15 protein-coding genes and 1 pseudogene are annotated in these 13,314 nt (G+C 39.6%); 12 read left to right on the top strand and 4 right to left on the bottom strand.

The window, feature by feature from the left end; genetic code table 11:
* Nucleotides 1-14 precede the first annotated feature (14 nt).
* Nucleotides 15-2,765 (top strand): UPF0182 family protein, encoded by a 2,751-nt coding sequence (locus H6G75_RS19825; protein ID WP_190981711.1) that lies wholly within the window; start codon nucleotides 15-17, stop codon nucleotides 2,763-2,765.
* Between the two features lie 30 nt (nucleotides 2,766-2,795).
* On the opposite strand, the pseudogene H6G75_RS33070 reads toward H6G75_RS19825, so the two are convergent.
* Together H6G75_RS33070 and H6G75_RS19820 are read right to left on the bottom strand one after the other, a co-directional pair.
* A pseudogene (locus H6G75_RS33070) lies at nucleotides 2,796-2,915 on the bottom strand (IS701 family transposase); the annotation flags it as partial.
* A gap of 158 nt (nucleotides 2,916-3,073) precedes the next feature.
* Nucleotides 3,074-3,652, bottom strand: coding sequence for a hypothetical protein (locus H6G75_RS19820; RefSeq protein WP_190981710.1), 579 nt, complete (start codon nucleotides 3,650-3,652; stop codon nucleotides 3,074-3,076).
* A 516-nt stretch (nucleotides 3,653-4,168) separates the two neighbouring features.
* Between H6G75_RS19820 and H6G75_RS19815 the strand changes: the two genes are divergently transcribed.
* The 3 genes from H6G75_RS19815 (at nucleotide 4,169) to H6G75_RS33065 (ending at nucleotide 6,814) form a co-directional block, all read left to right on the top strand.
* Nucleotides 4,169-4,525, top strand: coding sequence for a plasmid mobilization protein (locus H6G75_RS19815; RefSeq protein WP_190981709.1), 357 nt, complete (start codon nucleotides 4,169-4,171; stop codon nucleotides 4,523-4,525).
* A 42-nt stretch (nucleotides 4,526-4,567) separates the two neighbouring features.
* Nucleotides 4,568-6,190: a relaxase/mobilization nuclease domain-containing protein gene (locus tag H6G75_RS19810; RefSeq protein ID WP_242051583.1), complete on the top strand. Its 1,623-nt coding sequence runs from the start codon at nucleotides 4,568-4,570 to the stop codon at nucleotides 6,188-6,190.
* A 507-nt stretch (nucleotides 6,191-6,697) separates the two neighbouring features.
* Nucleotides 6,698-6,814 (top strand): AAA-like domain-containing protein, encoded by a 117-nt coding sequence (locus H6G75_RS33065; RefSeq protein WP_242051582.1) that lies wholly within the window; start codon nucleotides 6,698-6,700, stop codon nucleotides 6,812-6,814.
* A 71-nt stretch (nucleotides 6,815-6,885) separates the two neighbouring features.
* Here H6G75_RS33065 and H6G75_RS33060 read toward each other — a convergent pair whose 3' ends face one another.
* Nucleotides 6,886-7,179, bottom strand: a complete 294-nt coding sequence (locus H6G75_RS33060) for a hypothetical protein (RefSeq protein ID WP_190709141.1) — start codon at nucleotides 7,177-7,179, stop codon at nucleotides 6,886-6,888.
* 412 nt (nucleotides 7,180-7,591) lie between these two features.
* On the opposite strand from H6G75_RS33060, the gene H6G75_RS19800 reads away from it, so the two are divergent.
* On the top strand, nucleotides 7,592-7,816 hold the full coding sequence (locus tag H6G75_RS19800) for a hypothetical protein (RefSeq protein WP_190710412.1): 225 nt from the start codon (nucleotides 7,592-7,594) through the stop codon (nucleotides 7,814-7,816).
* Between the two features lie 278 nt (nucleotides 7,817-8,094).
* Here the strand turns inward: H6G75_RS19800 and H6G75_RS19795 are convergent, their stop codons facing one another.
* Nucleotides 8,095-9,099 carry a metallophosphoesterase family protein gene (locus H6G75_RS19795; protein WP_190981707.1) on the bottom strand — a complete coding sequence of 335 codons (1,005 nt, stop codon included), beginning with the start codon at nucleotides 9,097-9,099 and terminating at the stop codon, nucleotides 8,095-8,097.
* Nucleotides 9,100-9,190: 91 nt separating this feature from the next.
* Here H6G75_RS19795 and H6G75_RS19790 point away from each other — a divergent pair, with 91 nt between their 5' ends.
* From H6G75_RS19790 to H6G75_RS19760, 7 genes are all read left to right on the top strand, one after another.
* Complete coding sequence (locus H6G75_RS19790) at nucleotides 9,191-9,565, top strand: hypothetical protein (protein ID WP_190981706.1); 375 nt, start codon at nucleotides 9,191-9,193, stop codon at nucleotides 9,563-9,565.
* 290 nt (nucleotides 9,566-9,855) lie between these two features.
* A complete protein-coding gene (locus tag H6G75_RS19785) occupies nucleotides 9,856-10,140 on the top strand; it encodes a hypothetical protein (protein WP_242051581.1) in 285 nt (94 codons plus the stop codon).
* Between the two features lie 72 nt (nucleotides 10,141-10,212).
* Nucleotides 10,213-10,782, top strand: a complete 570-nt coding sequence (locus H6G75_RS19780; protein ID WP_190981704.1) for a hypothetical protein — start codon at nucleotides 10,213-10,215, stop codon at nucleotides 10,780-10,782.
* Complete coding sequence (locus H6G75_RS19775) at nucleotides 10,779-10,961, top strand: hypothetical protein (protein WP_190981703.1); 183 nt, start codon at nucleotides 10,779-10,781, stop codon at nucleotides 10,959-10,961. Before H6G75_RS19780 ends, H6G75_RS19775 begins: the two co-directional genes overlap by 4 nt.
* Before the next feature lie 55 nt (nucleotides 10,962-11,016).
* Nucleotides 11,017-11,493 (top strand): hypothetical protein, encoded by a 477-nt coding sequence (locus H6G75_RS19770; RefSeq protein ID WP_190981702.1) that lies wholly within the window; start codon nucleotides 11,017-11,019, stop codon nucleotides 11,491-11,493.
* A 192-nt stretch (nucleotides 11,494-11,685) separates the two neighbouring features.
* Entirely contained in the window at nucleotides 11,686-12,186 is a 501-nt protein-coding gene (locus H6G75_RS19765; RefSeq protein WP_242051580.1) for a hypothetical protein, read from the top strand.
* A 64-nt stretch (nucleotides 12,187-12,250) separates the two neighbouring features.
* Nucleotides 12,251-13,279, top strand: a complete 1,029-nt coding sequence (locus H6G75_RS19760; RefSeq protein WP_190981700.1) for a tetratricopeptide repeat protein — start codon at nucleotides 12,251-12,253, stop codon at nucleotides 13,277-13,279.
* Nucleotides 13,280-13,314 lie beyond the last annotated feature (35 nt).

Genomic DNA, 13,314 nt, shown 5'->3' with positions numbered 1-13,314 from the left:
AGGAAGACAAAATTATGAACCTGAAGTACAGAGGCATTTTAATAATCATCCTGATTGTGATTGTTGGTTTGTCTCTATCCAAAATACTAGTGCATATTCTGACTGAAGCATGGTGGTTTGATACTGTTGGTTTTTCCGAAGTATTTTGGAAAAGGTTGACTTGGCAAATCCTGATCTGGATTGTCACCTTTGCGTTCTACACCATGTTTCTCTGGAGAAACTATCAGATTGCCATGCACCATACGCGGCATCGTTACTTTCGCTTGTTTGAAGACAGCGCATTGGCAGAATATAGCGATAAATTCATCAATTTCCTAGCTTTAGCGTTGATTTTGTTTATTGGGTTTGGCGCAGCGAGTGCTAGTACCCTAATGTGGGAAACTATTCTTAAATATCTGCATCCTACTAGTTTTGGTAATAGCGATCCCATCTTTCAACAGGACATCGGCTTTTATGTCTTCCAGTTACCGCTTTACGAAGCTATTCGCAACTGGTTGTTATTCGCTTTGGTTTGGGGACTAATATTAACTATTCTGGTTTATTTCCTCAAAGGCAGTTTTACACCACAACGGCGTAACGAACGAAATACCCTCAATGGCAAAGCTAAAAGTCATTTAAGTTGGCTATTTGCAGCTATCGCCGGATTAGTATCTGTTGATTTCTGGCTGAAACGTTACAGCCTACTTTACTCAACTAATGGTGTTGTGTATGGTGCTGGTTACACTGATGTCCATGCGCGGTTATTTGCCTACTGGGTGACAAGTATCATTGCGTTAGTAGTCGCCGTCCTGTTGCTTCTCTCAATAAGGCGCAGAAGTTATGCTGTACCCATGTTGGGGATTGTACTATTTTTCGTGGCTTTAATTCTGCTTGACGGAGTTTACCCTTGGTTTGTGCAACAATTCATCGTTGAACCCAACGAATTAACTAAAGAAAAACCCTACATCGCCAACAACATCCAATTCACCCAAAATGCCTATCATTTGCACGATGTACAACGGCAAAACTATACAGCCGCAGCCCAATTAAATCGTCAAGTTTTGCAGTTGAACCAGCCAACTATCCGCAACATTCGCTTATGGGACTACCGTCCGCTTCTCAGTACCTACCGCCAAATTCAGGGGATTCGACTTTATTACCAATTTCAGAGCGTGGATGTAGACCGTTATACCGTGAATGGTGATTATCAACAGGTGATGCTGTCGGGAAGGGAACTAGCTTATTCTCAGTTACCCCAAGAGGCGAAAACTTGGGTTAACCAACGTTTGAAGTATACCCACGGCTACGGTTTAGTGATGAGTCCAGTTAAGCAAGTCACCTCGGATGGTTTACCCCAACTGTATATCAAAGATATTCCCCCTGTTTCTGGGGTGAATCTTCAGGTGAACCAGCCAGCAATTTATTATGGCGAAGAAACCGATAACTATATTTTTACAGGGACAAAAACCCAAGAGTTTGACTATCCTTTAGGTGATGGTAATGCTTATACTAATTACAACGGTAAAGGTGGTGTACCCATCCCAACGATGTGGCACAGGTTAGCGTATGCTTATGACTTGGGTAGCCTTCAGATATTAATTTCTAATTACTTTCATCAACAATCTCGTATCCATTACTACCGCTTGCTTCAGGAAAGGGTGAGTCATGTTGCACCATTTCTGCATTTGGATAGCGACCCTTATTTAGTGCTAATTAATGGTAGATTACAGTGGATTGTGGATGCGTATACAACGAGCGATCGCTATCCCTATTCTGAACCAGTAGCACACACTCAAAACGCCGCCGAAATTCTTCAAGGCGGAAATATTGAACAGTTTTTACACCGTGATATCAACTATCTACGCAACTCAGTTAAGGTATTAGTTGATGCTTATGACGGCACAATGCAGTTTTTTGTTGTTGATGAAACTGACCCCGTACTGCGTACCTACCAAAAGATTTTTCCTCACCTATTTACACCCAACTCCGCAATTCCATCCCAGGTGAAAGCGCATTTTCGCTATCCCCAAGACCTTTTCAAAATCCAGGCGCAAATGTATCTTGTCTACCACATGAACGACCCAGAATTGTTCTACAACCGGGAAGACTTGTGGCGCTTACCCATCGAAACCTATGAAGGCAGTGAGCATATCATGCAGCCTTATTACATGATTATGCGCTTACCAGGAGCAGTGAAGGAAGAATTTATCCAGATTTTACCGTTCACCCCCGCTAACAAAGACAACATGATTGCCTGGATGGCGGCGCGTTCCAATAGCAACGAGTATGGGAAGTTGTTGTTGTACGAGTTCCCCAAACAAAAACTCATCTTTGGCCCTCGACAAATTGAAGCGCGAATTGATCAAGAACCGCAAATTTCTCAGCAGTTTACTTTATGGAGCCAAGCAGGTTCTAAAGTAATTCGCGGAGATTTGTTAGTGATTCCCATTGACCAATCTTTACTCTACGTCGAACCAGTATATCTGCGAGCAGAACAGGGCGAGTTACCTGAACTAAAGCGGGTAATTGTTGCTTATGACAAAGCTGTGGTGATGGAAGAAACTTTAGAACAATCTCTAGCAGCAATTTTCGGTGGCGTTCCAGAACAGAAGCAAATACCTAGTCCTGTCACGGGAGAAGTTCCAAATCTGGCTAAATCTGCATTGACCACTTATCAAAAAGCGCAGGAAGCACTGCGGCAAGGAAATTGGGCTGAGTATGGGCGTTATCAGCAAGAGTTGGAGGATATTTTGCAGAAGTTGAATCAGGATAGTAATACTAATTAAAAAATCATATCTCTCCCTTCCTAGTATTTGAGGAAATCTCATTTCACAAAATACGCCATACGTTGTAACGACTGCAATTTTATTCTCTAACTTTCCTAAGTTTCCTATATACTGCCTTTTGACATAATCTTTGGATATTCCTTTATTTTTATACCTCATTACTCAAATTTTCCATTACAACATAGCATCGCTAATTTACGAGGCTTGGGAATAGTGTTGGCTTGAATGAATACAACCTAAAGAGGTAAGTCTGTGGAAAAGCTTGGGACAACAAGATAGGCTTAGATTTTGAAAGTTTCACTATCTCCTCACTCCAGACGAAATCCTGCATCAACTTCTATTTCTGCCTTAGCAATCGGGTCATCCTCATCATCATTAAAGAACCCATCATCTTCAGAATCTTCTTCCAAAACATTTGACCCTACTGATTCTGCCGTAACAGGTAGCGAGTCAGGACTTGGCTCATTGGAATCAAAAAAAGAAACCGAAGGGGGAACTAAATTAGCTGAAACAGGAGTTACTCCCACACCATTAGTTCCAATTGTTGGTTGTAAGCCAATCACACCCTGCGGGAAAATTCCACTATGAGGATTAACAAGAACTACCTGGGGCAATCCCTCCATCCCAAATGTCCGTTTCATCTTAATTATCTGGGCTTCAAGTTGCGCGATCGCATCATGGAGGGCCAATTGCAATTCCATACCAGATACTCCCGCAGCCGATAACGCAAACGGTAGGTAATACGCCCGCAGCGCCTCACATACTAACTCAGTTTGCCCTCGCTTCTTCGACTGGAGATAGCTAATTACTATCCCATCTTCAGTATCCTTATTCCGCATGATTCGCGCCAACTCAACAGAATCAGCAGGCTTACTCGCTCTTGCCATACCTTTACTTCTATATAATCTGCAAACCAAGCTTTTCAGTCAGTTATTTGTCAATACTCTTACTTTAACCACACTGTAGGGGAACTTACCCCCGTATTTACTCCTAACTACCCCAATTCACACACTAATTACCCCAATCAATTGAAAATTAAGTCTAGTTTTTTAAATAAAAATATGTTGTTAACTGATACATAAACTCTTACAATTCCCATGATTGAGGTATTCTGAGGGCAAATTGACCCAATTATTTTAGCATTACTTCAAACATCAATCGTCTTGGAACAAAACTCTACAACCCTCTCTGCATATGAATTAACATCAGTCCCGTTCTACAATAAACTATTGCTGTTGTCGCACAATCCAGAACTAAAACAAGGTATGTTCAATGGGGTTATTTTATTCTTAAATTATTCGCAATAAATTAGATTAATTGATAATATATTCAATACAATCGTTTATCATGTAGTTCTAATAAATACTACTTCTGTTTTATATTTACTTTTTGATAACTAAGGTATGGTAAATGACCCCGTAAAGCGAACTAAATCTATCAAGGTATACCTCTTGGAGGAAGAGAAAACTACCATTGAGGAAAAAGCGATCGCCACAGGGGTAACTGCATCTGAGTATTTACGTTCCTGTGGATTAAGGCGGGTACTAACGGCAAAACCGTCTGCCGACTTGATAACTATCCGCGCCACTGCTGGAAACCTTAAAAGCGAACTGATGATGTTATCTCACTTAGCGAAAGAAACAAACAACCAGCAAATTTTGGATACTGTTAATAAGGCGATCGCACTTGTAGATCAGACCATCGCAGCTGCATTTAACATAGACATTCCCGATAAATCACCCTCAAGCCAAGATAAATAAGGCATTATAGGTTATATAGCCCCCACTTTCAACTGTCTCAATTTGATTCCCGTCATCTACAAAAAACCCAATTTTCTCGACACGCTCAAGTATGTCTTGGGGAAAGATGATGCTGCGATTGTCGATACTAATATGATGGGAACAAAGCCAGATGAATTTAACCAGCAGTTTCTCACCATCAAGTACACCAACAAAGCAGTTAAACGGCAGTGCGCTCACCTCATCATCTCAATCGCACACCGCCCGAACTACCACGAGCATTTATCCAACAGTCAGTACGGCTATGTAGCAAGAGAATATCTCAAGGATATGGGATACTTGCCCAAAGAAGAATCATCTGTAGCAGCTACGAGTCAGTTTGTTGCAGTACGCCACCACGATCGCAACCACGAACACCTGCATATAATCACCTCCCGGATTCGGTTAGATGGCAGCTTAGTTAATGATTCCTATGATTATTTCAACTCCCAAGTCTCAACTAGACGCATCGCGGCGGAACTAGGATTGGAAGTAACACCGACAACAAATGAAGCCGTCGCCTCTAGGTTAGAGCAAGAGTACGGAATAATTACACTCACCAGTCCCAACCGATCAAAAAGCATTAGAGCAGTCAACAGTAAGCACAAAACCCCAAGCAGTAAGGAAATTATTCGCCAAGCAATAGGAGAAGCTATTAAGGATAGTCCCACCGTCTCTACGTTCATTCAACGCCTGGAGGAAAATAACATTGGAGTATTGCCTAAGATGCAGGGGGAAGAACTACTAGGCTTTACCTACATTCATAATGATGTAAAAATTGCAGGTTATCAAGTATACAAACCTTATAGCTGGAACAAACTGCGGTCTGAATATGGAATAATGTACGACCCAGATAAAGATAAAGAAGTAATTCAACAAGCTAAAGCCAGAGCAATTAACCGCATAAATAGCCAAATACCAAGTAATAATGATTACTTATATAGTGATAAACCTACTAACAGCAGTACAAGTGATAGTAATGACGATACCGATAGTAACTCCAAAATACTTGAGAGTACAAAAGTACTAAATAGTAATTATCCAGATCAAATTTCGACAATACAACCAAAATTAGAAGATAAACCCACGTCGGAAGCAAATAAGGTTAAGAAAAAAGTACAGCCGCATCTGAAGGAACAGCACCCACAACAGGATATTTCAGAAGAAAACCGTCTATCCACTGCTCAACAAATCCTGGAAGAGCAATCTTCCCCTATTCATGCTTCTGTTACCCTTCTGCCTTCTACTCTCAAACATCTACCTTTTATAATTACTGACTATATGCTTGTTACCAATAACTACCGTATCAAAGGACGGGAGTTGAGTGCCAGCCTAGATAGCAATACTCTGAGTGTTTACCGTCATGGGGATAATACTCCTGTGATGCAAACCTGCTACAGTCAGGGAAACTGGTACGAAGAAATACCAACTCGATTAACAACAAATGAAATCGAGCAGATTGAAAGTCTGCGTTTCTTTACGCAACAAGTATTGATGAATAAACAGCGATCTGCGCTTCTGGAGCAGACGCTCCGCGTAGCTTGCTTCTCCGCAGAAGTAAGCAGCAGCGCTTCTCTACGAGACGCTGAGTCCTGCGGACACGCTACGCGAACGCGAACGCTATCGCAAAAAGGTATTGAGAAATAAACTACCCACATTGTAGCTTCGGGTTCAGTGCGAACCTCCTTGTGGAAATAGGTGAACGCCCACCACAGGGATCGTAGAAATAATCCACCTAAGACAATACCTTTGCCAATTTACGAGGGTGATTGGATGTACAAACTCTGATTCCTCTGAAGCTGGGCAAAAACAATCAGTTCTAAAAATACCTTTCAGGTTTCCCGCAAGGTATTTTTTAGTATATTGCCCAGAGTATATAGGCTCTGACACTCCAAGCCACCTTGTCAGCAAAAGGTTTACGTATGGGTAATTTTGGCAAAAACTGGCAAAATTTTTGTAGGCTCTTATTTTGGCAAAGGTATTGTAAGAAGTACTGATTAGTTCGATTTTGGGACAAGTAAGTTGGGTGATCATAAAGCGCTAAGGAATAGCGTTCCACCTTTGCTTGCGCGATCACCTCCCAAGTGTTGGCACATTTGCAAGAACAATATTCGGAAACAGGCTGTATAACAACATCAATCTGCCCCTGAAAATGTGCTTTTATTAGCAGAAAAATACAATTTCGATGGGGACGTACAGCAAATTAAACCCTTAATCGATGGAGTTAGTGGACATCCTTATCTGCTGGGAGAAGCATTTGCCCATTTGTAACTTAACTCTAAATATTACCCTCGAACAGCTACTGCAAAAATCTGCAACAAGTTTCCGGATCTATTATAGTCCTACTCGCAGGGGAAACCGATTGAAAGAGAACCTACTTGTTTTACTTCTCCGTTCATGGTTAAAGTTTGGACAGTATCAAATGGGTCGTAATGTCCTCTTTCCCAGCCTCCATTTTGGAAAATAAAAGATAGATAAACCCATTCCTTATGAGCATCTTGGATGACAAGGTTATCGCCCTCTTGGGGTGTATAGTCAACATCAAAGCAATTTCTGTAATTGAGATTGAGCAAAACCCAATCGTCCGTTAGTCCTTTGCCTATATCCGCCGCAGGAAGTTCGTATAGCCCTTCCATTAGCGGCTCGTCGTCGCTTTTATATCTTTTAAATGTAGATAAATACCATCGATACACCTTGGGAGTCGTTGCTTGCTCCTGTTTGTATCGCCTCGAATTTTTGTTATGCACAATGGGTTTTTCTTTGTCCTTGCAAGTACATAAAATGAAGCCTTTGTCAAAGTCGCACATAATTGTAGATACTAAGGATTGATAAACCAGTAGACAGGAGATGTTTAAGAGCTAAGAAAATGTATCTCCACACTACCGTTCTCCCCCCTGCACCACTGAAACTACTGCTCTGTCTACTACCATCTGAAAATAACCAATTTTTATAGGCAAGCGACTTAAACATTATCCATATAAAACTATGCGAGCAGAATATGTATAGTAATTTTGAACACATTAAAAGCCATACGAGTAAACGATTGCAATGAAACAATTGATACTTGTATTAGGAGTAGGAATTTTACTTATACCTGTGAAGGTAACTTGCGGTTCTCCTGGTGCAGCCTGCGCTCAACCACCACTTCCTGGAACCAACAGTCAAGTTAGATATTACTACGAATATGAACCACTGGGTGTAATGCTAGTAGAGTTAGTGATTCAGAAAAACTTGCCGTTTTATTACTTCAGTGGAACTGAGGATGTGTACTGAGTTAAAAATATGATTAGTTAATCCTAAGCCTTGTTTCGGGATGGTTATTTTGTATTGGTGGGATTGTATTAAGCGATTTCCCTTTTGGAGATGTTACGCGTTGGCATTAGCTTCGCTATACTGCGTAAACGCGTAGCGTGTCGCTTGCGACTCAGCCTCTGGGAACGAGAATCGCTTTTGGTAAAAATTTAATCATCAAAATCAATAATCAGTCCAGTAGGTACAATTCTATTGGGATTAATAATTGGACTTTAGGGATAAGTACACCTGTTACCAGGCTAAACTTCCAATTCCTTCATGATTTGCAACCACTTATCTGGTGTCGGCAGGGCTTGTTGGAGAAATTTGCTTGTCAGATTGCTAGCATTAGCTTGATATAGTAGGGTGGCATAGCTAAAACAACGAGCTGGTTTTTTGAACCCATCGTTACCATAAACAGAAATCAATTCCGCCAGCTTTTCCTCTACTTTCAAGATTATTTTGGGAGCAAGGGCAAGTAAATCGTACATCCACTGTTCCTTCTGGGCAATAAAAGCCGATAATTCTGAATTTGCAGAATTTCTAAACTCATCACAAATCGCCTGAATTTTTTCCCACTTATAACTACCCCAGGGTTTAGCATTCATCACTGGCAACTGCCATTTAACTATCTCTTCTTGCCAATAGTCTTTAGCTGCTTGTACTTGAATAATTTCAAAAGTAGGTAAAATTATGGCTGTCAATCTCCCTCCATGACAGGCTCCAGTATCAATACCGTAGGTTTTTTGGGGAATTATGAGGGGATTGTCTCCAACAACGCGATGACCAAAAATTACTGGCTTAACACCAGTATATAACTGACTCCAAGAACTATCTCCGTAGCGTTTTCCCAGGTGTTTTTCACCCGCAGTGCAACCACATAAAACCTCTTCCCTTTGTTCCTCGATGGGTATACCATCTTCCACCGCAGCATGAACGAAAATTGCCGATTCGGTTTCATGATAATAGGGTAGATGACTAATCCATTCTAAAAATTCGTCATAGCTGTCGCCAAATTGTAATTTGACAATTTCCTGGGAGTAGGAAAGAGTTTGCCTGAGATGTTTGCGTTCGTGATTACCCATCAAGACGATAGTATTAGGACGATTCTTGAGAAAATCATACACCTTGACTGAATCAATCCCGCGATCGACAATATCCCCCAAGGAGACTAAACAATCTTCTTCTGTAATTTCTACTTTGGCTAATAGTTGAAGCAATTCTGCATAGCAACCATGAATATCGCCAACTACAATTGTTCGCATAACTCCAGTTCAATCGAATAAATTCATTGTAGCATATATACTACAAAAGTAGTATATGGGCAAAAGTTGTGAATATATGGAAAGCCAGCAGATGAGAAGTAAAAAGGTTGTTAATTTTATCAGTGGACACCTTGATATAACTCAAGCAGAATTTGAGATCCATTACCGTCCTTTGAGCGATCGCGCGATCGCTCAAAACGAATGTTTTGTTGTTGGAGATGCGAGGGGCGCGGACACCCTAGCGCAACAATATCTTTGGGGACGGACAGAGGCAGTAATTGTTTATCATATGTTTACCAGTCCTCGCAACAATCCAGGATTTTCAACCCGTGGTGGATTTCAAAGTGATGTAGAGCGAGATACACAAATGACGTTGGATTCTGATCGAGATATAGCTTGGGTAAGACCTGGAAGAGAGCGATCGGGTACACAAGCAAACTGCGATCGACGAGGTTTACTAATATAGTTTGACGTAAAGAAGCATACCATCATTAAAATACTGAAAATCTTAATAATAATGGCTTTTAGCAACTGTCAACTGCCTGCTTATCAAAATTAATACTCAGTTCAGTAAGTACAATTAATGATGTGATTTTCGCCTGTGGAATAAATAGTTAGGTAAAAATGCAGTATATCTCTTCGGCAATTTATTTTTTTATTCTGGTAATGATGGTAATAACGCCATTTGCCATACCTTTTCTGTTAAGGCGGAAAGGTTATATAACTAGTTTGCTATTAAGCAGTTTTCTATCTTTGATGACGTGCGTACTTCTAGTTACTTTGTTGGCATATTTACCAGATTTATATGCCCAGATGCGGCTTGATTATCTGGGTTTTGATTTTAATGGCTGGTCAGACGAAGACCGACTCAGAAATATTGCTCCAGAATTCAGAGACGAAGCAATAAAACTTTATCGATCGACTATGGGCATTGGGTGGACTTTTAAAGCTATCATTGGGGCGGTTTTGCTCATTCCTTATCAAATTGTTGCTTCTGGCTTAGTTTTCATGGTGAGTCAGTCGAAAAAACATGGCAGTTAGCACCTAACCATACCTGAAAGTGGACACGAGGGCGGTGGCTGTTATGCCAATAATTTTAGTAAATGCAAGAAAATGTATCATCGAAATTTCAAACTTCTGGTTTTTCTGACTACCCCATTTCTGGGTATTGGAATTATATTTTTACCAACTATTCCAACTTTGGAAGATGCTAAATTTCTATTCTCTATAATTATATGGTTACTAAGTTTTATTTTTGGTTTTTTATTATTTAAAAAATCTCAATATTTACCATTTAGAAAAAAGCGAACTTTTATTTTTCTATATTTATTATTATCGAGTGTGCTATTTTTGTTTGTCTCATTTATCATTTTGATATCGTCTGGATTTGATGCGCCAAACATTGAAACTGTGGCATCTAAAGACTATCCTACAACAGTATATTTATACAACTATACATGTTCTCCACCAGATACTTCTACAGGATGTGACACATACCACGGGGAATTAAAATTTAGACTTGGTTTTACTCCTTTTGTAATTACAAAGTTTAATTGTGATTGTCTTTTTGGTTCACCCGATCGCGTTGGTGAGTGGGTAAAGATTCCCTTGGAAGCAAACCGAAATTCAACAGAATCTGCGATTAAAATTAACTTAAAAACTGGCGAGTTTCTCTCAAGATGAACGGCAAAACTTTAATTTACGATCCGAGTAAGCAAGAGGCGATTACTTTAACTGTTGATCAAAAGCGTTATAAATTGGTACGTTGGAATGTTGCCGATACACCTCAGATGTTGTTAGAGTCTTCTTTGGAACGATATACACAATTCAGCTTGCTTACCATCATCTGTAGCACTTCGTGAACAAACTTTATCTATCAGCAACACAAAGTTAGGACAGCACTATCCCTTGGCATCAATGAAAAAACTTACTCCAATCTTGATTATTAGAATTCTAACACTAGGTTTAATTTATTGTTTATTACGTTTTGCCTTCCCAGTAAACTTTTTAAAAACTCATATAGTTGACTGTAATAAAGCTCATAAAATTGCCAAAATATCCGATACCTTTCTCAGTGCAATTGGTGATCCATCTCCAAAAGAAGCAGAAATTATCGCCCAAAGATATATCACAAAAGCTTTTTGTTTAAATGATTTAAAGGGTGACAATAGCTTCAGCCCTAAAGCATATTTCTTTAATGGCTCAAACTTAAGCTCTAAGTATCAAATTGTTGGTTATCATGGTGCTGGTTTTCGTAGTCCAGGCAATTTACAAGTAAAATTTGATAACGGGACTCTCCTAAATTTTTGCTTTAGCATGATGGTAATTAACTGCAACCAAGCTCAAGAATGCGATTGTCCTCATGATTTTAACTGGGAACCCAAACCAAAGTAATCGCATCACAACTCAGGAAAATTATCGCAATAATGCAATGCTTGTTAGGATGAAAATCTTCAATTAACTATGGATAATCTTCAGATAAAAATACTTGGCAAAATAGCAATATGTATAACCTTGTTGATTGGTGTCGCAATTCTAATTATCAGTATTTACCCTGGTGCATTAAATAGTTTCTTTTTTCCAGTTATGCTGGTGTCAATTGTTTGTGTACCATTTGCAGTATTGGCAATTCTCTTCTGGGGATTGAGAACTTTAGGAAGACGGGATTTGAAAAGTATTAGACTTAGAAGGCAAACTTTTGTACCCTGGAGAGAAGTTGCTATCATTGCAGGGATAGTTTTAGTTTGTTATGTCCTGCTCAAGTTCTATATACCGCGTCGTTTAGCATTTATGATATCGCAATCGGCGTTTGAACAAGTTCGGGTACAACTTCCTATTTCTGCAAAAGGAAATATCAAATTAAACCGCAAACTCGGTTTATATGAAGTTGATGAATACGCTATGGATTCTCGTGGTGGTGTATATTTTCGTGTCTTCTGGGGTGGTGATGGTCTAAGTCCTGATACCATATCCTATGGTTTTGTCCATCAACCGAATAGTGAAGGAAGTCCATTTGGTACTGCTAATTACCAAGTATTTTACTTGTACGGTGATTGGTATTGGTTTCGTGTATCCGATGATTTTTAGGGATGACAATTGAGCTAGTTTTGAGCTATGGATAAGTGACATTACTACTTATGAAGTCACAAATATGAAATCTCATATTCACCATCCCTTGATTTTGCTAGTAGCGATAACTGGGATAACATTGTTTTCAACTCCATCTATATCTAGTGATACTCATCAATCAATATCTTCTATCACAGTTAAGTCTGCAAAGGAAAATTTATTACCCCAGTTATGGAAGGTGAAAATTAACGGTAAATCTGGATATATTGATGCCAAAACAACTTATAAAGTAGAACTTCAATCAGAAAAATATCCCTTAAAAACTCAAATTTCACCAGCAGAAATTACCGAATTTAATCAGATTTTTGAATTTGGTAAATTTAACCACCAAAAAGCGATCGCTCTCCGCAAACGGCTACAACCCTTAGCCGATCGAAATGATGCAGTTGCTTGTTACTGGCTGGCAAAAACCTACAATTTGGAAGAATTTGGCATTAAAAAACAGAGCGATCGCCAATCAGCTTTGAAATGGTATCACAAATCAGCCGAGCTTGATTATGCACCTGCTGCATATTTTCTCTACAGAGCCTATTTTTCTGGATTGATGGGTTTACAAAAAGATGAAAATGAAGCTAGCAAATGGCTGCATAAAGCCAAGGAAACATCTTCTGGAAAATTATTGTCCGAAACCCTGATGGAATTTGTTGCTTTTAGCGACCCAAGTGTAAAATTCATCAACTTGCGAACAATCCCAAAAAATGCTGGGAATTATCTTGAATCTCTACGCCAAATATATATATTAACTCCTAATAATAACTGGGTAATACACAAATATGGTGATGCGCTCTACGAAGCCAAACGTTACACAGAAGCCTTAGCGGTTCTCATTAATAGTGATAATGCCTTTGTTTGGCAAAAAATTGGTCAGATGTACGAGCAAGGTTTGGGTACTCCAATAGATATAGAAAAGGCTTTGTTTTGGTACAAAAAAGTAGCAATTGAAGGTAAAGCTCAAGAAAATGGAGCCAATCCAATTAGTACATATGGTAGATTGGAAATTTATCTTCAAGGGGCGACAATCGCCTCTAAACCCCGCCAGATAAAGGTTTAGGAGGCACATAACCCTTGAAAAAATTGGGTGCTTAT

The organism is Nostoc sp. FACHB-280, from assembly GCF_014697615.1.
Classification (GTDB): domain Bacteria; phylum Cyanobacteriota; class Cyanobacteriia; order Cyanobacteriales; family Nostocaceae; genus Nostoc_B.
This window is presented reverse-complemented; position numbering and strand designations above follow the sequence as displayed.

Bases quoted from the DNA above. Each gene is read 5' to 3' on its own strand.
- H6G75_RS19825 (WP_190981711.1), top strand. From the start codon at position 15: ATGAACCTGAAGTACAGAGGCATTTTAATAATCATCCTGATTGTGATT.
- H6G75_RS19820 (WP_190981710.1), bottom strand. From the start codon at position 3,652: ATGGCAAGAGCGAGTAAGCCTGCTGATTCTGTTGAGTTGGCGCGAATC.
- H6G75_RS19815 (WP_190981709.1), top strand. From the start codon at position 4,169: ATGGTAAATGACCCCGTAAAGCGAACTAAATCTATCAAGGTATACCTC.
- H6G75_RS33060 (WP_190709141.1), bottom strand. From the start codon at position 7,179: ATGGAAGGGCTATACGAACTTCCTGCGGCGGATATAGGCAAAGGACTA.
- H6G75_RS19800 (WP_190710412.1), top strand. From the start codon at position 7,592: ATGAAACAATTGATACTTGTATTAGGAGTAGGAATTTTACTTATACCT.
- H6G75_RS19795 (WP_190981707.1), bottom strand. From the start codon at position 9,099: ATGCGAACAATTGTAGTTGGCGATATTCATGGTTGCTATGCAGAATTG.
- H6G75_RS19790 (WP_190981706.1), top strand. From the start codon at position 9,191: ATGAGAAGTAAAAAGGTTGTTAATTTTATCAGTGGACACCTTGATATA.
- H6G75_RS19785 (WP_242051581.1), top strand. From the start codon at position 9,856: ATGACGTGCGTACTTCTAGTTACTTTGTTGGCATATTTACCAGATTTA.
- H6G75_RS19780 (WP_190981704.1), top strand. From the start codon at position 10,213: ATGTATCATCGAAATTTCAAACTTCTGGTTTTTCTGACTACCCCATTT.
- H6G75_RS19775 (WP_190981703.1), top strand. From the start codon at position 10,779: ATGAACGGCAAAACTTTAATTTACGATCCGAGTAAGCAAGAGGCGATT.
- H6G75_RS19770 (WP_190981702.1), top strand. From the start codon at position 11,017: ATGAAAAAACTTACTCCAATCTTGATTATTAGAATTCTAACACTAGGT.
- H6G75_RS19765 (WP_242051580.1), top strand. From the start codon at position 11,686: ATGCTGGTGTCAATTGTTTGTGTACCATTTGCAGTATTGGCAATTCTC.
- H6G75_RS19760 (WP_190981700.1), top strand. From the start codon at position 12,251: ATGAAATCTCATATTCACCATCCCTTGATTTTGCTAGTAGCGATAACT.